Below are 19,710 nucleotides of genomic sequence, written 5' to 3' on the forward strand. Positions count from 1 at the left end.
AAAGGTGAACTTTGTATAGTGTTCACCTTTTTATTCTTTTGACATATAGAAAACAATGTATTGAAATAATACAACAGAAACCCAACCTATTCCAGTAGCAAATGCTACAGACTTTAGACCAAATCTTTGAATAAGCAAATAAGAAAGAATTACACGAATTGATATATGTAAGATAGTTCCAATTACAGGGATGTTTACTTTACCACTTCCTCGGTACCAGCCAACAAAGGCGCTTCCTATAAAACATAAGACATAAAAAATAGAAATAGTTTTCATATATTCTACACCATTTATCATAATGTCATTATTTGTATTGCTCATCATAAGTCCAACAGTAGTTTCTGAAAAAAAGTACATTATTAAAGATAATCCAATTCCTAGACACACCAGAATAATCAATCCTGTATAAAATCCTTGCTTTGCTCTTTTTCTGTCCTTATTTCCAGTATTTTGTGCAACAAATATAGATATGGCCTCAGCTCCACTATCTCCAAAAGAATTAGCAAACCCTTCAATTCTTGTTGTAGCAGTATATGATGTAATCATATCTGTTCCCATTATATTTACAGCACCTTGTACTAGTAATTTTCCAATATACAGACTAGATTGGTGGAGAGCAGAAATTAGACTATAAGAGATAGTTAATTTTAATAATTTCCATTCAAACTTCATATCCTCTCTTTTAAATAAAAGAAATGAGATATTTTTTCTTATATAAACGAAACAAAGAAGTGATGCGAGTGTCTGTGATAATACGGTTGCAAAGGCTGCTCCTTGAATTCCAAAATTACATACTGCAACAAAAACTAAATCTAAAACAGTATTCATTATCATTGAAAACATTAAAATAATAAGGGCCGATTTGGTATTACCAACAGCTCTCAAAGTTGCTGATAACAGATTATAAAAATATGTTGCAATGAGTCCACAAAAAATAATATTTAAGTAAGATTTTGCTATACTTGCAACCTCATGTGGAGTATTAATTATGTTTAATAGTGGAGATAGTATAAATATTGAGCATATACTTAATACAAAAGTCAATGTAGCTCCAAAAATAGTTGCTAAAAAAGATTCTCTTCTAAATGAAGACAAGTCATTGGCACCATAAAAATGTGCAAAGATAATTGAAATACCTGTGCAACTACCACTTAATATAAATATAAAAAGATTCATAATAGTACCTGCTACACCTACAGCAGCAAAGGCAGTTTGGCTTACAAATCTACCAACTATAATAGCATCAATAGTATTGTAAAGTTGTTGAAGTATATTTCCTAAAAGCAATGGTAACATAAGTATAAACAATTCTCTTTTTATATTTCCCTCTGTTAAGTTAGTTGTATATTTCATAATAGCACCTCGTTAAATTTTAAGATATAATTAGTTTACAGTCATATCAAATAATTGTAAAATGCCGTTTTTAGCCATATAATATAAATAAATATTTATATTATGAATTGAGGTAAGGTTATGACAGAACTTGAAATACAAGCATTTTTGACTGTTATAAAGTTAGGTAGTATTTCTGCTGCTGCTGAAAGTTTGTATGTTACTCAGCCAGCATTAAGTAGAAGAATAAATGCATTAGAAACAGAACTAGGATACAAGTTAATTAGAAGAAAAAAAGGTATACGAATATCAGAGTTGACAGAAGAGGGAAAAGCATTTGTACCAATTGCAGAAAAATATAAAATTCTTTTACAAGAAGCCAAGTCTATAACTAAAATGGATAGAAGTAAAATTCTAAACATATCCTCTATAGGGAGTGTAAGTTCATATATACTTCCAGATGTATTTTCATGCTTTATGAACACATATCCAGAATATAATATAAACTTTTACAATTATCATTCTTATGAAGCATATGATTACATTTCAAAGGGAGAAGTAGATATAGCACTTATTTCTGATGATATGTTTTTTAATAATATAGAGACAATACCAATATTTAAAGAAGCTATGTTACTAGTAACAAGTTATGGTTCAAAATATAAAAGTGAGTTACATCCTTCTATCTTAGATGTTGCTGATGAGATAAGGCTTCCGTGGAATCCTGAATATGATTTATGGCACAATTTTTGGTTTCGTTCAACTCTTCAACCTAAAGTATTTCTAGACCAGATGTCACTTTTGGAGTACTTTATGAGGCAAGAAAATGTGTGGGCTATTGTGCCAGTGTCAGTAGCATACCATCTTAAAGAAATATCAAATATCGAAATACATTATATAAAAGATGCACCTCCAGATAGATTTATTTATTACTTAATTAAGGAATCTAGTAAGAAAGAAATAATAAATAATTTTTTAGATTTACTAAATGAAAAATTATTGAAAATTAAAGGGTTAGAGTCTTTAATTAAAAAGTAAAAGTTATAATAAACTCTTTAACTAAAAATTAATTATGAGGTTAAGACATTATTTTGGAAACAATTATTATTAGGATTGGAAAACATATAAGGAAATTATTAAGTATACTATAGTAAATATAAAGTACATATAAAAATAAATTTGTTTACAAAAGAGCAAGATTCATTAAATATGACTAAGTGATGATTGATATAATGTTGCGTGGATAAAAGGAGGAGAGCTGCAATGTCTTATAAAGTAATTAATGTCATAACAGCTATTGACTATATAGAGGAGCATTTATCAGATAAGCTGGATTTAGATATAGTTGCTAATGCTGTTCATTATTCAAAATATCACTTACATAGAACTTTCACATCTTCTGTTGGCTTGACGATGCATGATTATATAAAGCGAAGAAAATTAACAGAAGCAGCAAAACTATTGGTATTTTCAAAGAAACCAATAATTGAAATTGCATTGATAGCTGGATATGAAAGTCAACAAGCATTCACTTCTATATTTAAAGCTATGTACAAAAAATCTCCAAATAAATATCGAAAAGAACAAGAATTTTATCCTTTGCAGCTAAGATTTGTTTTGAAAAAAGACGATTTATTTTCAAAAAACGTGTTAGAGTTGGAAAAAGAAATTAAACTTGCAAATATGTCTGATATACCATTGTGGATGAATTTAGTGCGATTAGTCATAGATGGATTTCCAAATTTGCAAGAGGAAGAATATATTTCTCAATTGGAACAGTATATTTTAGAAGAAAGAGCCTTGATATTAAAGCTTAATAATATTGCTATTGCAAATATGATATTTAATAGAGAAACTAGAAGTATTGATTTTTTTGGTATACATCCACAATATCGTAATTCAGATATTGCACAAGTGTTTTTGAAGAAAGTTATTGAAGATTTCTTAATAGATACAGATATCTCAATTACTACCTTTCGAGAGGGTGACAAAGCCGATACAGGGCATAGAGATATGATAAAGAAGTTGGGATTTGCAGAAGCAGAGTTGCTTGTGGAATTTGGATATCCTACTCAAAAATTTGTCATGACTTCTGTAGATAAAAAGAACAATAAATAGCAATAATGATTAAAAACTCCAAAATATAATTAAGTATAATGATTCAATATAAGTACTTAATTAACAAGGAGGATTTAAATGTCTAAAAATAAACAGGTAGTAAATTTTGATTCTATTGTATTTGATTGTGAACATAACATATATGAACATGATACAGAGCTATTAACTTCTTTTCCAGATGAGATTGTACATCTAATAGATATAAACAATAAGATAGAAGATGCTTTTAATAAAGCTGAAAATCTTGTTGGAAAACTTGAGAGAGATTATATGGAAGCCAAAATCTATATGGTAAAAAATCGGGGCGAAATAGACCCACATGAAATGTTTCAAAATGAACAATCACTAAAACAAATAGATAACTATGGAGCTTTTATGGTGAAAGTTCGAGATAAGATTGATAAAACTAAAGATTCTCCATACTTTGCTAGAATAGATTTTAGATTGAAAGATGTGGATGATGAATATAAGTACTACATAGGTAGATTTGCATTTGATTATGAAGATGAACTGTTAATACTTGATTGGCGTTCTCCAATTGCTAGTATGTTTTATGATTATGAAATAGGAGTAGCAGGATATGATGCGCCAATAGGATGGGTAGATGGAGAAATAACAAGAAAGCGACAATTTAAAATCAAAAATGGGAAATTGGAATACGCATTAGAAAGTTCTATCAATATACAAGATGATATTCTTCAAAAAGAACTTAGTCATACTTCAGACGAAAAAATGAAGTCAATTATTTCAACAATACAAAAAGAACAAAATCAAATTATCAGAAATGATAAAGCTGATACATTGATTATTCAAGGGGTAGCTGGTTCTGGTAAAACATCTATAGCATTACATAGAATTGCTTTTCTTCTTTATAGATTTAAAGATAAAATATCAGCAAATAATGTAATTATCCTATCACCTAATAAAGTTTTTGGAGACTATATTTCCAATGTTCTACCAGAACTTGGAGAAGAACCATTATGTGAATTAAGCTTTGAAAATATAGCAGAAGTACAATTAGAGAGAATAATTAACTTTGAAAGTGAGAGAAACCCATTAGAAACAAATGATGCTAAATGGAGTGAAAGAGTGCGTTTTAAATCTACACTTGATTTTGTAAAACTTATGGATAGTTATATAAAACAAATGCCTAATAAGATTTTTATTCCAGAAGATTATATTTTTGGAGACTTCATAGCTAAAAGTGATTGGATACAGAGTAGATTTGATGCATATAATAAATATCCAGTTAAGAGAAGACTTGAAAAGGTAGCTGAAGATATTCGTTATAGATTCGAAACAGATAATATTATGGAAGAAGATTTACCAAGAGTAAAAAGCATACTTAAGAACTTAAATGGAATGTTGAAAATAAAAAATACCCTTTTGCTGTATAAGGATTTCTTTAAGCAAATGAATATATCAAACATGTTTGTGATGCCAGAAAAGAAAACACTTGAATGGTCAGATGTATATCCATTTATATATATCCATGCTGCATATGAAGGATTACAAGAAGATAAGGTTATAAGACATATTGTTATTGACGAAATGCAGGATTATACACCTATTCAATATGCTGTAATAAACTTGCTTTTTAAGTGTAAAAAGACTATTCTTGGAGATTTTGGACAATTAGTTAATCCCAATCATACTCACACACTAGATGATATGAAACAACTATATGATGATGGGGAACTAGTTATGTTGAACAAGAGTTACCGTTCTACTTTTGAGATTATTAATTTCACAAAAAAGATTCAAGACATATCTTCATTAGAGCCTATTGAGCGACATGGCGAAGAACCAGCTTTATTAAAATGTAATAACGAACAAGATGAGATAAATAAGATAAAAATAGAAATTGAAGAATTTAAAAAGAGTGATAATGCTACTCTTGGTATTATATTAAAGACAGATAATGACGCTAAAGCTATATATGATGTGTTAAGAGAAGAATATAGTGTTCACTTAATATCTTCTGAAAGTTCTAGCTTTACAAAAGGAGTCTCCATAACTTCTATTAAAATGTCAAAAGGTCTAGAGTTTGATGAAGTTATTGTACCTTCAGTAAATAATAAAACATATTATAGTGATTATGACCGCAGTTTGTTGTATATTGCTTGTACACGAGCTATGCACAAACTTAAGTTAACATATGTTGGTACATTAACTCAACTTATAAGCATGTAGATTATATTTTATATGCATTTATTATCATAAATGAGAATTGAGGCAAAGATTCATCAATAAATCAATAAAAAATAATACTTATAAACAAATAAAAAATAAAAGCTATAAATTACATTTGAAATTTAATAAAATTTTATGATTTATAGCTTTTATAATGTTAATTTCTTTTAAAATAAAGTTAAACTTTAAATTTATGAACTAAAACAAAGTAGTAATATATATGTAATAGTTCTTAATCTCTTAATAGTAGTATTATATTATCTATACCTTTATTGATTTTCTAAGGAAATCTGATGTTATAGTGCAACCTCTTTCAAACATTTCTAGTGGTGTACCTTCAAATACGACCTGACCACCATTTTTGCCACCATCAGGACCAATATCAATCACCCAATCAGCTTGTTTCAATACATCCAAATTATGTTCAATTATAATTATAGTATTACCTTTATCGACTATATGCTCAAAAATCAACATAAGTTTTTCAATATCAGAACCATGAAGCCCTGTAGTCGGCTCATCTAAAATATAGATAGTACCTTTTTTGTTGAGGTTTTTAGCTAACTTAATTCGTTGACGTTCTCCTCCAGATAGTGTGCTAAGCGGTTGACCTAAGGTCATATAAGATAAGCCAACATCTTTCATGGTTTGTAAGATTTTACAAAGCTTCTTTTCTGTAAAAAATTCAAGAGCTTCATCGACTGTCATGGATAGTACATCAACTATATGTTTGCCTTTATATAATTTTGCCAAAACTTCTTTACTATATCTAGTACCTTTGCAAGCTTCACATGTATTAATAATAGGGTCCATGAATACAAGTTCTGTAACAAGTACTCCTTTACCATCGCAAACAGGACAAGCCCCCTTTGAATTAAAGCTGAATAAACCTTCTTCAACATTATTTTCTTTAGCAAATACTTTTCTTATCTCATCAAAGAAACCAAGAAATGTAGCAGGCATAGAACGGTTTGTAGCTGTAATACGGCTTTGGTCGATTTTAATAACATCTTTTTCGTACTTTTGTGCAAAAACATGAGAGATTAAAGTACTCTTGCCAGAACCTGCTACTCCAGTAACAACAGTCATAATTCCCACTGGTAAATCTACATCAACATGTTTTAGATTATTTATACAAGCATCTCTAATTGGAAGGGTACCTTTTGGCTGACGAGAATTAGTTTTTATAGGTAATGATAGATTCATTGCATTTGAAGTAAGAGTATTTGCTAAAAGTAATTTCTCATAAGAACCTTGGAATACAACATGTCCACCATGCATACCGGCACTCGGTCCAATATCTATAACTTCATCTGCTATGGAGATAACGTCTTTATCATGCTCTACCACAAGGACAGTGTTTCCTCTATCTCTAAGTTTTTTTAATAACTGATTCATACGATGTACATCTCGTGAGTGCATACCAGTACTAGGTTCATCGAAAATATAAGTCATACCTATGAGGCTACTTCCCATATAGCGTACAAGTTTTAATCTTTGAGCTTCTCCTCCAGATAGAGATGATGATTCTCTATTTAGATGTAGGTAAGGAAGTCCAATATCAATCATTCTTTTTAAACCATCAGCAAGAGTCTTTATTACAGTTTCAACTCTTTTATCTTTTATTTGTAACAATAAATCATAAAGGTCAGTAAGTTCCATATCACACATATCTGCAATCGAATATCCTAAGATAGTGCAGTTAAGAGTTTCTTTATTTAATCTTTTTCCGTGGCATATAGGACATTCTTTATCTGTTATAAGTCTTTCTGATTTTTCTTTTGTGTGTTTACTCATATTGCTAATATCTCGATTCAGATATGTTTGATTATACTTGTTAAAAATACCTTCTATTTTTGGATTTTCCTGTTTGCCATCTTTATTTTTTGAGCCATAAAGCAATAAATTATATTCTTCTAAAGAATAATCCTTTATAGGTTTATCTAAGTCAAAAAGTCCAGACTCTGCATACTGCTTCCAGTACCATGAATTAGGTTTAAATAAAGAGTCATTTATACATCCTGTATTCCATGAATTTTCAGGATTTATAATAGATTCAATATTGATTACTTTAACTCTACCAATCCCAGAACAATTTTTACACATACCATTTGGGTCATTAAAAGAAAAATGTGAAGTTGTTCCTATGTAAGGTTCTCCAATTCTAGAAAATAATAATCTTAGTGATGAATACAAATCACTTATAGTACCAACTGTGGAACGTGCATTACCACCAAGAGGAGTTTGGTCTACGATTACAGAAGCAGTTAAATTATCAATCAGCTCTACCTGAGGTTTTCTATACTTAGGTAGTCTATTTCTGATAAATGAAGAATATGTTTCATTCATCTGTCTTTGTGATTCTGCTGCGATTGTATCAAATACGATACTGGATTTTCCAGAGCCAGAAACACCAGTAAAAACAACAATTTTATTTTTAGGAATTTTAAATGATATATTTTTTAGGTTATTTTGTGTAAGTCCTTTTATTATAATATTTGGCATGAATGTTAAATCCTTTCTGAGTACATTTTAGTAAAGCAATTATATTATGTAACCATATTATAATAAAATTAAAAGCTACTTTCTTGATATATTCTGCTATGTTATAGGACGTATTTCTAAGTTTAATCAGTCTCACACAATCTGAATAAATGCTAGTTGATAATAGATAAAAAAGTACATAATAGATACTCGTAATTTGATAAATATAAAGATAATTATACAATTAAAACGACTTGACATTTAAAACTTACTATTGTAATATTTAAATATTACAATAGTAAGTTTTAAATAAAGAACAAATAATTACCTCACTAACTGAAAGGAGGACATAATGATACTAATAGTTATATTAAGTATCTTCATCATAGCTTCAATCAATATAATTATATTAGGTAAAGAAAATATAAGAGACATAGTTATACCTTTAATTCTATTTATTGTAAGTGATTTTTTATTTTTGTGTGGAAATATCATATATAGGGGAGGAGTAATTCTACTATTTATAGGCTTATTTGCAATACCATTGATGTTAATTGCATTTATATGGATTTTAGTACATATGATTAAGCTTTACTATAAAAAAGATTTAAATAAAAGAAAAATGATTGGATGTATATTTGGTATCTTTATAAGTATAGGCACTATATTTATTCCTAGTCCAAGTGAAAGTTTTAGATTTAAACTTTACGAAGAAGATTATAGTGTAGTAGCTAAAGCTATTTTGAAAGTCTATGATGAAAAAAAGTTAAGCTCTGAATGTACCTTTTATATTAAATCTGATAAAAACGAATTGGAGAAGATATTTTCTAAAGAAGTAATAAAAAAGATGAAAAAATTAAACAGAAATTTAGATGTAGTTAAAATTTCTGGAGATAGAAATTTAGTCTATTTTTTCTTTGGAGCTGAATTACAGTTTATTGATGGTATTGTAATTTTTAAAGACCTAAAAGATGTTAAACCAAAGTTAGATTTTATAAACAGAAGTATCCAAGCTCCTAGATTGGAGTATATTACAAATAATGTCTATTATTTTAAAGGTGGACTATAAGCTTATGTAGAGGAGATGGTATAAAGTATGAAAAGAAAAAATGATTTTATTTGGATAGTTATTCTCCTAATTGTCATAGCTATGGGAGTATATTATGTAGGAAAAAAGCATAACGATACAAAACAAAAGCATGATAAGAATTATATAAACTCTGAATTAAATAACTCTAAAACTGAAAACAAGGATAAAAACAAAAAAGAAAAAATTAATATAGTTGATTATAGTGATTGTTTTAAAAATATTAGTGGAGGAGCTGTTTTTTATAATACTAAAAATAAAGAATATAATATATATAACAAAGAATTAATCGAAACAAGAAGGTCACCATGTTCTACTTTTAAAATAGTTTCAACTCTAATTGGTCTAGAAAAAGGAGTAATAAACTCGAAAGAATCAGTTATGGGATATGATGGAACAATTTATAAAAATAAAACTTGGAATAGAAATCTTAATTTGGAAGAGGCATTTAAGCAATCTTGTGTTTGGTACTATAAAAAATTATTAAATAAAGTTGACTCTAATTCTGTTCAAAAAATTCTAGATGATTTAAAATATGGAAACTGCGATATTAGTGAATGGGAAGGCGATTTAAAAAATGGAATGGGACATTTAAATGGATTTTGGTTAGAATCTTCATTACAAATATCTCCAAAAGAGCAAGCAGAAACAGTAGCAAAGATATTTGAAGGAGATACAAGCTTTAAAAAAGAGCATATTAATATTTTAAAAGATATTATGAAAATAGATGTAAATGACAAAAACATAAATTTGTATGGAAAAACTGGAACAGGATATGATGGAAAAAATCAACATGTAGATTCTTGGTTTGTTGGTATGGTAGAGATTAAAGATGATACTTATTATTTTGCTATTAAATCAGATGATTCCAATAAAGAAGTTACAGGTCCAAAGGTAAAAGAGATTGCAGTTAATATAATTAAGAAATACTATAATATCACAAAATAAGCTTAATTTTATTTGCATGTATAAGCTATTTAGTCATTAAATAATTTTACTAAGTTAAGTATAGATTATGTCTAAATCTTATAGTACATAAAATATTTGTTATTGAGTAATAAAATAAATCATAATATATATTAAAATAAATGTTAATAGCTCTTAGAGACTATGCAATATATTAAAAGTATAAATAAAATATGTTGCATAGTTTTTATTTTACATTATAATCTTAAATAATATATAAAAATATATAAAGGTAATTAAAGAATAAAATAATATTTTAAGGAGCTGAAGGTTATGGATAGACTACTATATATCAGACCTGTATATGATGAAGATGTCAAATTGATAGAAAACTGGATTAACCAAGAATATATACTTAAATGGTTTAAAAGTTCTGAAGAATGGATAAAAGAAATTAAAGCTAGATTTGGGGAATTTAGTTTTATAAAACATTTTATTGTTATGTATGATAATATGCCAATTGGGTTTTGCCAATATTATGACTGTCTTAGTGCAAATGAAATCTTTCACCCTGAAATACTAATTATAGGTACGTTTAGTATAGATTATTTAATTGGAGAGGAAGAGTATTTAAGGAAAGGTATTGGAAAAGCAATCATTAAATTGCTTATACATAAAATATTTAATGAAACAGAAGCTGAAAGAATAGTAGTTAAACCAGAAAAAGAAAATCTTGCTTCTTGTAACTCTTTAAGAACGAATAATTTTGAATACGATGAAGAAAATGATTTATATCACTTAAGTAAGAGTGATTTTTTGAGTAAAAGTGACTTAGACTAATTAAAAATAATTAAAATATAAATGTGTTTATAAAATATAATTTGCCTAATTAAAGCAGGTATTTTAATAGTTGTTTATATTTAGATTTGTGTCACTATAATGTCATTTTAGGTTGATAAAATTTAACCATAAAGGAGAGGATTGTATATGGAAATACTAAAATGTGAAAATCTCACAAAAATATATGGTTCAAATCAAACTAGGGTGACAGCCTTAAATAATGTGAATTTATCAGTTCAAAAAGGGGATTTTGTATCCATTGTAGGAGCATCTGGTTCTGGTAAATCAACATTATTACACATGCTTGGAGGAGTAGACAGACCAACATCTGGGAAAATTTATATTGAAGATACAGAAATAGCAAGTTTAAAAGAAGAAGCTCTAGCAGTTTTTCGACGTAGAAAAGTGGGTCTTATCTATCAATTTTATAATCTTATACCAACTCTTGATGTCAGAAAAAATATATTATTACCGATGTTACTTGATAAAAGAAAAGTGGATGAAGAGAGATTTTCTGAAATTGTATCAATACTAGGATTATCTGATAGATTAAATCATCTTCCAAGTCAACTTTCAGGTGGACAACAACAAAGAGTATCTATAGCTAGAAGTTTAATCTATAGACCAGCTATTTTATTAGCAGATGAGCCAACAGGTAATCTTGATAGAAAAAATTCAGAAGAAATTGTAGACTTACTGAATATATCAAATAAACGATTTAATCAGACAATACTTCTTATTACTCATGATGAGAAAATAGCACTAGAAGCAAATCGTATTGTAACTATGGAAGATGGTGTGATTGTCTCTGAAAAGGTGGTGAAGAAATGAATATTCTTCAAGAATACACCTTAGACTTTGTACGTCGCAATAAACGCAGTAGTATAGCCATAATGTTAGCCATATTACTTACTACAACAATGATGTCTTCTTTATGTGGGCTGTTGTATACGATGTGGAGTGATTTCGTAAGACTTTCAATAGAGAAAGAAGGTAACTGGCATGGTGAATTATTTGATACTACCTATGGAAGTGACCTATCATTAATTGAAAATTTTTCTTCTGTTGATGATGTAATGGTGAAAGGACAATGGTATGTAGGGAAAATTAGTAATGACAAAAGAGATTATATAATTTATAGAAATGCTACATCAGAATACTGGAACTCCATGCCAGAAAAAGACACTATACTAGAAGGTCGTCAACCAAAGAATGCTAATGAAATTGCACTTTCAAAACAGTACTTTGAAAGTAATCCAAGTACAAAGATTGGTGATAAGATTACTATTCCAATAGGTTATAGAACTTTAAATGGAAATTCTCTTGAACCTGTAGCTCCAAAATCAAAAAGTGAGAGTTTTAAAAAAACTTCAGAAATAACATTAACAATAGTAGGAAAAATGGATGTTACAACATCATCAGTTGTACCTGCATACACAGCTTTAGGATATTTGGACAAAAAAAGTATAAAACCCAATGATAATATAACTGTGTACTTACGATTTAAAAATATACGAGATACATATAAAGAACTCCCAAAGCTTGCTAAGTCATTGGGGTGGAAAACTAACGAATATGGAAAATATAATCTTAAATACAATAGTAATTATCTTTTAAAGATGTTAGTATTTTCTCCAGAACAGAAAGCATCTATGAATAGTATAGAAAAATTTGCAACTCCAATTATGTACTTTACAATAGCAATTTTTACAGTAGCAGTATTTGTAATGGTGATTTACAATGCATTTTCATTATCAGCAAATGCTAGACTTACTCAATTAGGGATATTATCTAGCATTGGTGCATCACCAAAACAAATTAGGAAATCTGTGCTATTTGAAGGCTTTTTATTAACTATTATACCTCTGCCAATTGGTTTATTTTTAGGCTGGTTATTGTGTGATAGACTTATAATTTATATTAATTCAATCAATTCTTCTACAGGTACTCAAAGTGTGGTATATACTTATGGTATTCCTGCTTTTTTACCAGCAGTTTTACTTACAATAATAACAGTCTGGATTTCTGCACTTATACCAGCACGAAAAGTATCAAAGATATCTCCTATAGAAGCAATACGACAAGGAGATAGTATTAAGATAAAAAAATCACATAAATATTCACTAGGAAAGATATTTGGTATAGAAGGAGAACTTGCAATGAATGCACTTCATGCACGTAAAAAATCCTATCGTACTGCAACAATATCTTTAACACTATCTTTTCTATTGCTTACAGGTTTTTTGCATATAATCGCAAACCAAGAAGGAGCAGAAGCTGTCTATGGAAGTGACGCTTATGAAAAACAAAGGGATATATCAATCCATTTAGCAAATGGAGAATCTGTAGAGCCTGCTTTTATTGAAAAACTAAGTAAGACAGAAGGTGTAAAGAGTTCATTATGTTATCTTAAAATGTCTGCTGCTACTTGGTTAACTGAAAAAGATGCCTCGAAAGAACTTGCAGAAAATGGTGGATTTAAAGGTGTAGTTTCATCTAAAAAATACTCTCCTATAGAACGTAATGGTAAATTTCGTATATACTCAGCTATAATTGGACTTGATGATAAGAGTTTTACAGAATATTGCAGACAAATTTCTGTAGACCCGAAGATATTCTACAATACAGAAAACCTAACTTCAATTGTATATAATAAAGAGGAAGATATTAATCGTAGTACACGAAGAGATAAAGTATATATAGATTATTTAAATCTTTCAATAGGAGACAATCTTAAATTAAATGAAAGAATATCTGATGAAGGTAAAGGCGATTATACTTTTAATATGAAAGTGGGAGCTATTACAAATAAGCTTCCTCAAATAATAAATACTAATTCAAGATATACATTAATTCAAATAGTACCAATGTCTATAGTGCAGGAAATATCTAAAAATTATAATGAAGAAGGTAGACTACGTTCAAATAATATGATGGGATTATTTAAAGTAGATAATAGTGAAGATATCCCAAAAGTAAGAGAAAAATTAGAGTCTATTTATAATAAAGCTTACGGGTCTGGAGATTATAGTATTGAGGATGTTGTAGAAAATGGAGAAAAAGATGCTAGTGGAAGAAAGACTATGAATTTAATAGTGAGCTTCATTACAGGATTGTTGGCTATGATTGGATTATCTAATGTATTGGCCACAGTGTCAGGGAATCTTAGAAGCAGAAGACAAGAGTTTGCCATGTTACGTTCTGTTGGATTATCACTAGATGGTATAAAAAAGATGCTTGCTTTAGAAGGATTATTTTTAGGAATTACACCATTATTACTCAGTATTCCTGTACAAATAGCAATAGTGTATATTTTTCTACGTATAAATGAAATACACTTTATAGAGTATTTACCATTTGCACCTTTATCTACAATAATAGGTTTTACTGTATTGATACTTTTTATTGTAATATCATCATATATGATAGGATATAAGCAATTAAAGAATGAAAATATAGTAGAATCTATAAAAAATGAAACAATATAAATAAAAGTTATCTGAATTAATTTAAGAATAACACCTTAAGACTATTGATAAGTATAGGTATGGTTCTATTATTTATTTAATAAAATCTGATTTATTTAATAAAGTATGAAATATAAATAGAAATATATTGTTTAAATAATAGATAGGATATAAATATGACTGGATTATAGGATTTTACCTATAATCCAGTCTTTTATGTGTAAAATTTAATTATGAACCTTGCACCACCATTATGACAATTTTCTGCATGCAGAGTTCCATTTTGACGTTCTATAATAGACCTTGATAGAGCAAGTCCTATACCAATACTATCCTTATTAGCATTTTTACCACGATAAAATCTATTAAAAATATATGGGAGTTCTTCCTGAGAAAATCCATTACCATTATCCTCTATAATAATTTCAGTATATAGAGGATTTTTGTTGTAGTAAGCAATAATATGTCCACCATTTTCTATATGTTCACTACAATTTTTGAAAATATTCAAAAGAGCTTCTAAAGTCCAATTAATATCAACTTCAAATTCTACTGAATCGCAACTTTCTATAGAAAGTGTTTGATGTTTTTCTTTTAAAGAATCTTCTATAGGCTCAACTGCATAAGTGAGTAGAGAATGTACATCTATAAGTTTTCTTTCAAATATTAAAGTACTTGCATCCAATTTTGATAATATAAGTAAAGATGAAACTAATCTCTCAAGTCTTGAGATTTGGTTTGTAAGTCTATGAATATAATCTATTTCCTCATCAGAGCAACTTTCTGAAAGTAGTTGTGCCATAAGTGACATAGAAGTAATTGGAGTCTTAAGCTGATGTGCAATATCTGCAAGATTATCAGAAAGGGTCTGCCTTTCTTTTAAAGCAAATTCCTTTGAACAACGAAGCTCTCCTACTGTTTTGTATATCTCATCTTCAAGGTGAGAAAATTCATCTTCACATCGTAAAAGCACAGACTCTTTTCCTGAGTTTACTTTTTCTAAGTATCTAGTAAGATTGTTTATTCTATTCATTTTTTGTATATTTTGTTTATGTTTAAGTATATATACAACTAGAGCTATTGTTGAAATTATAATAAAAGAAACCACGAAAAAGTAAAAAAAGTTTTTACTCCAAAATGTACCTTTAGAGTATCCATGCTTTAATAAAATCTCATTTCCAATGTTAAGGTTATTATCACCTGAATCTTTTAGAGATTTTAGTATATGTTCTGTAGACTTAGGATTGAACTCATATGATGCACCAATAGCTTTAGACATCATTTTATATTCATCAAAAGAAGTTATAGTTGTTAGAATTACACTTAACAAAACAGTTATAGCGAAACAGAATAATATAAACACAGCTGTATTATTGATGTCTCTTGGAGTTTTCACTAATTATCCTCCATTCTATATCCTATGCCTCTCAATGTTTTTATACAAGGTGGATTTTTTAATTTTTCCCTAAGACGTTTTATTGTAACAGTAAGGGTATTGTCATTGACAAAGTTGCCATCTACGTCCCATAGCATTTCTAATAACTTTGTGCGAGTCATAGCTTTATTCTTATTTTCCATCAAGCTTAAAAGGAGCTTATATTCTCCTGCTGTCAAAAGTACTTCAACATTATCTAAATATACTTTGACTTCAACTTTATTCAATTTTATATTTTTGCATGTAATAGTATTGTTAATATCAGGATGAGTTCTTCTAAGAACTGCATTAATTCTAGATTGGAGTACTGAAAGTAAAAATGGCTTAACCACATAGTCATCTGCACCCATATCTAATCCATGTATAATGTCTTTTTCATCATCACGAACAGTCAAAAATATTACTGGAGTATCTTCTATACTTTTAACATATTGACAAAATTCATATCCAATACCATCAGGTAAATTTAAGTCAAGTAGAACCAAATCAATAGTTCTATCAAAGTTTTTCTTCGCTTCAGCAATAGTATTATAACAACATACTGTGTGATTTTTCTTTTCAAGAGAAGTTTTTATCCCAAATGTAATTGTATCATCATCTTCCAGAAGTAGTATTTTAGCCATTTACTTTTAATCCTTTCATCAGTTTAAATTCTTAATTTTATCTTTAATATTTTTTCATATTAAAGATAGGAAAAGTATCATTTAAGTAATATAAAGTTTAATTTATAAACTTCTAAACTTTAAGTGAATTTATCAAAAGAGAAAGTGTTGTTTCAATAAATTTCTCTTCATCTATATTAAAATTATCTAGGTACGATTTTCCTGTTAAAGATAATAAATTAAAAAATCCTGTGAGGGTAAATATTGATGAATACATAAGAGTAGGTATTTCAATATCATATCTAATACTTCCATCATTTTTTCCAACTTCAAACATTGCTTGGATTTCGTCAAACATAAATTTGTTAAAAGAAAAAAACTTATTCTTAAATGGTATCTCTGTATCTGAGTTTCTCGATTGTACAGCACCAATCATACCCATAAGAGATAGAAGTGAGGGATTAGTACAATAAAATTTATAAAATGCAAAGTATGAAAATTTTATTTTTTCAAATCCTGTTTTACCCTTTACATTTTCTATTTCAATACTATTCCAAAGTCTCTCATATCCTCTTAAAACGACAGCAAAAAATAAATCTTCTTTACATGAGAAATATTTATATATAGTACGTTTAGTATATTCAACTTCTTTTGCCAATTCATTCATAGTTGTATTATCAAAGCCATTAAGGCAAAATAATATTTCTGCCTTATCAATAATCTCGTTTTCTTTTTGTAATTTTTCTTTATCTCTTCTTGATAATTCTGACATATAAATTATTCCTTTCTATTGATAATAATGTATACCGGTGGTATACTTGTGTAATTATGATATATTTATATACTGATGGTATACTTTTATGAAAATAAAATTGATATTAAGTCTTATAGATATTTATAACTTCACTAATTAATTATATAGGCAAAAGACTAAATAGGGGGAATTTATTTATGAAAATAACAGAAAATGTATTAATGTTAGATAGTACTCGTGGTTCAAATTGTTTTATTGTGTTTGATAAAGAGCTTACTCTTATAGACACAGGACTTCCTTTTATGGGGAAGAGCATAATTAAAGAATTAAAAACACTTGGAATTAAACTTACAGATATTAAACATATTTTACTAACACATCATGATGTTGACCATATATCTAATGTTAAGTTGCTAAAAGAACAGACAAGAGCGAAAGTGTGGGCTCATATAGAAGATATACCTTTTATTATAGGAGAGAAGGATAGACCTGGATTCAAAAAGTTTATAGGAAAGACAATTTCGAGAAGAATTATTAAGGATATTGAACCTTATGAAGAAAATATGAAGATTGGAAATATACAAATTATCCATACTCCAGGTCATACTCCAGGGCATGTGTGTATGGTTTTTGAAGATGTATTATTTGCAGGAGATTTAGTTAAAAATAAGAATGGGAATATAATTCCTTATCCTAATCTTTGGAATTGGGATTCTGAAAAGATGATGAAATCTATAAAAGAATTAAATAATTTTAAATATGAATGGATATGTATGTCTCATGGAACTCCTTGCATTAAGTAACAAAAATAACAATCTATAATAGGTATATCCTGTATTATCTATTGACTATATCCAATATTGGTGATAATATGATATCCAAGATAGAGTATAGGTGGTGAATTTTATGATACGCACTTTAATTTTATATTATCTAAATATTAAACCAACACATGGGTATGAAATTCAGAAGTTTCTACAGGTGTCTGGTGCAGATAGATGGACTAAAATACAGTCTGGGTCAATATACTATGCGTTGACAAAACTAGAAAAAGATGGAGCAGTTAGGGTTTTAAGAGAAGAAAAAACTGGTGCTAGAATTCGTAAAATCTATGAGATTACCCAAAGTGGCAAATTAGAGTTAAAGGAAGAAATACAAAAAGAACTTCAGACGCCAATAGTACCAACAGGTTCAAATAAATTCCTATTACATAATATTTTGGATGTCTTACCTAAGGATATTTTACAAAAGAATCTTGAAAAGCATATAAAATATTTGATAGAACAGAAGAAGTATTGGGAAAATTGGAAAGAGATTAAAAAAATTGATAAAAAGAGTCTTGCAACAGAAAAGATTGCATTTGATATGACAATAGATAATCTAAATTATCAAATTCTATGGCATGAAGAAATATTAAATAATCTTGATAAGTATGTGTCTGTCGGTTGTGAGACGCAAAATATAATTAAATCTATAGATTTTTCAAATATAGAAGAGGATTTTTTATTTACATCTGAGATAACAAATGAATTACTAGAAGTCCAGAGACTTAGAGATGAAATAATTGATAACCCAGATAAAGCTATAGAGAACATAGATAAAATAATATTAAAATTAAAAAATAAGCATTAAATTTTATTATAATAACACGAGTAAAATACTCGTGTTTTAAAAAAATAATATATACAATATTGGATATATAATATTGGTTAAATACTTGGGAGGTTTATAAATGAGTAATGTATTATTGGAGATTGAAAATATATCTAAGAAGTATAAGGACAAGGAAGTTATATCAGGAGAAAGCTTCAAGGTATTCGAAGGAGATATTTTAGGTTTTATTGGACCAAATGGAGCAGGAAAAAGCACATCTATAAATATGTTTACAACGATTGTGTCACCTGATGCTGGAAACATATATTATGAAGGAAAAAATATATATAATCAAAAAAATGATTTTAAGCGTTCACTTGGTGTTGTACCACAGGAATTAGCTATATATGAAGATTTAAGTGCATATGATAATGTTAAATTTTTTTGTTCATTATATGGATTTAGAGGTAGAGAACTTAAAAATAGAACTAAAGAAGCTTTAGAGTTTGTTGGACTTTGGGAGATACATAAGGAGTTTCCTTCAAAATTTTCAGGAGGGATGAAACGTAGGCTCAACATAGCCTGTGCAATTTCACATAGCCCTAAAATCCTTATTATGGATGAGCCAACAGTAGGTATTGACCCTCAATCAAGAAATAAAATTATGGAGGCAATTAAAGATATTAATGCTAATGGTACAACAGTTATATATACTAGTCACTATATGGAAGAAATTGAAATCTTATGCAATAGAATTGTTTTAATAGACAAAGGAGTGATTATAGAAGATTTAGATAAAAACTTATATAAAAGCAAATATTTTAAATTTGGTTGTAAGACATTAGAAGATATTTTTTTACATATTACAGGTACAGACTTAAGAGATTTGGAGGAATAAA

Annotated in this window: 16 protein-coding genes; 11 read left to right on the forward strand and 5 right to left on the reverse strand. The window is 28.3% G+C overall.

Annotation, left to right across the window (positions count from 1 at the left end; translation table 11 throughout):
* Positions 1–30: 30 nt before the first annotated feature.
* A complete protein-coding gene (locus ACTG46_RS02580; RefSeq protein ID WP_054268969.1) occupies positions 31–1,353 on the reverse strand; it encodes an MATE family efflux transporter in 1,323 nt (440 codons plus the stop codon).
* A 120-nt stretch (positions 1,354–1,473) separates the two neighbouring features.
* On the opposite strand from ACTG46_RS02580, the gene ACTG46_RS02585 reads away from it, so the two are divergent.
* The 3 genes from ACTG46_RS02585 to ACTG46_RS02595 all read left to right on the forward strand — a co-directional run bounded on the left by ACTG46_RS02585 (position 1,474) and on the right by ACTG46_RS02595 (position 5,643).
* Positions 1,474–2,370 (forward strand): LysR family transcriptional regulator, encoded by an 897-nt coding sequence (locus ACTG46_RS02585; protein WP_054268970.1) that lies wholly within the window; start codon positions 1,474–1,476, stop codon positions 2,368–2,370.
* 225 nt (positions 2,371–2,595) lie between these two features.
* The gene (locus ACTG46_RS02590) at positions 2,596–3,450 is read left to right on the forward strand and encodes a helix-turn-helix transcriptional regulator (RefSeq protein WP_054268971.1); all 855 of its coding nucleotides are present in this window, start codon (positions 2,596–2,598) and stop codon (positions 3,448–3,450) included.
* A 78-nt stretch (positions 3,451–3,528) separates the two neighbouring features.
* A complete protein-coding gene (locus tag ACTG46_RS02595; RefSeq protein WP_407812051.1) occupies positions 3,529–5,643 on the forward strand; it encodes a HelD family protein in 2,115 nt (704 codons plus the stop codon).
* Positions 5,644–5,904: 261 nt separating this feature from the next.
* Here the strand turns inward: ACTG46_RS02595 and ACTG46_RS02600 are convergent, their stop codons facing one another.
* Positions 5,905–8,148 carry an ATP-binding cassette domain-containing protein gene (locus tag ACTG46_RS02600; RefSeq protein ID WP_479923535.1) on the reverse strand — a complete coding sequence of 748 codons (2,244 nt, stop codon included), beginning with the start codon at positions 8,146–8,148 and terminating at the stop codon, positions 5,905–5,907.
* 331 nt (positions 8,149–8,479) lie between these two features.
* Between ACTG46_RS02600 and ACTG46_RS02605 the strand changes: the two genes are divergently transcribed.
* The 5 genes from ACTG46_RS02605 to ACTG46_RS02625 all read left to right on the forward strand — a co-directional run bounded on the left by ACTG46_RS02605 (position 8,480) and on the right by ACTG46_RS02625 (position 14,448).
* Positions 8,480–9,196, forward strand: coding sequence for a hypothetical protein (locus ACTG46_RS02605; protein ID WP_479923536.1), 717 nt, complete (start codon positions 8,480–8,482; stop codon positions 9,194–9,196).
* A gap of 27 nt (positions 9,197–9,223) precedes the next feature.
* Complete coding sequence (gene blaCDD / locus ACTG46_RS02610; protein WP_479923537.1) at positions 9,224–10,162, forward strand: CDD family class D beta-lactamase; 939 nt, start codon at positions 9,224–9,226, stop codon at positions 10,160–10,162.
* 291 nt (positions 10,163–10,453) lie between these two features.
* Entirely contained in the window at positions 10,454–10,960 is a 507-nt protein-coding gene (locus tag ACTG46_RS02615; RefSeq protein ID WP_054268975.1) for a GNAT family N-acetyltransferase, read from the forward strand.
* 147 nt (positions 10,961–11,107) lie between these two features.
* Complete coding sequence (locus tag ACTG46_RS02620) at positions 11,108–11,791, forward strand: ABC transporter ATP-binding protein (RefSeq protein WP_054275778.1); 684 nt, start codon at positions 11,108–11,110, stop codon at positions 11,789–11,791.
* Positions 11,788–14,448 carry an ABC transporter permease gene (locus ACTG46_RS02625; protein WP_479923538.1) on the forward strand — a complete coding sequence of 887 codons (2,661 nt, stop codon included), beginning with the start codon at positions 11,788–11,790 and terminating at the stop codon, positions 14,446–14,448. The genes ACTG46_RS02620 and ACTG46_RS02625 overlap by 4 nt, the downstream gene beginning before the upstream one ends.
* 193 nt (positions 14,449–14,641) lie before the next feature.
* On the opposite strand, the gene ACTG46_RS02630 is transcribed toward ACTG46_RS02625, so the two are convergent.
* The 3 genes from ACTG46_RS02630 to ACTG46_RS02640 form a co-directional block, all read right to left on the reverse strand.
* Complete coding sequence (locus ACTG46_RS02630) at positions 14,642–15,823, reverse strand: sensor histidine kinase (RefSeq protein WP_479923539.1); 1,182 nt, start codon at positions 15,821–15,823, stop codon at positions 14,642–14,644.
* Positions 15,823–16,485: a response regulator transcription factor gene (locus ACTG46_RS02635; protein ID WP_479923540.1), complete on the reverse strand. Its 663-nt coding sequence runs from the start codon at positions 16,483–16,485 to the stop codon at positions 15,823–15,825. Before ACTG46_RS02635 ends, ACTG46_RS02630 begins: the two co-directional genes overlap by 1 nt.
* Positions 16,486–16,597: 112 nt before the next feature.
* A complete protein-coding gene (locus ACTG46_RS02640; RefSeq protein ID WP_054268980.1) occupies positions 16,598–17,236 on the reverse strand; it encodes a TetR/AcrR family transcriptional regulator in 639 nt (212 codons plus the stop codon).
* Positions 17,237–17,415: 179 nt separating this feature from the next.
* Here ACTG46_RS02640 and ACTG46_RS02645 point away from each other — a divergent pair, with 179 nt between their 5' ends.
* The 3 genes from ACTG46_RS02645 (at position 17,416) to ACTG46_RS02655 (ending at position 19,709) form a co-directional block, all read left to right on the forward strand.
* A complete protein-coding gene (locus ACTG46_RS02645) occupies positions 17,416–18,021 on the forward strand; it encodes an MBL fold metallo-hydrolase (protein WP_167639797.1) in 606 nt (201 codons plus the stop codon).
* 103 nt (positions 18,022–18,124) lie between these two features.
* Complete coding sequence (locus tag ACTG46_RS02650) at positions 18,125–18,850, forward strand: PadR family transcriptional regulator (RefSeq protein WP_479923541.1); 726 nt, start codon at positions 18,125–18,127, stop codon at positions 18,848–18,850.
* A gap of 100 nt (positions 18,851–18,950) precedes the next feature.
* A complete protein-coding gene (locus ACTG46_RS02655; RefSeq protein WP_479923542.1) occupies positions 18,951–19,709 on the forward strand; it encodes an ABC transporter ATP-binding protein in 759 nt (252 codons plus the stop codon).
* Position 19,710 lies beyond the last annotated feature (1 nt).

This window comes from Clostridioides sp. LIBA-7678 (genome assembly GCF_056716065.1).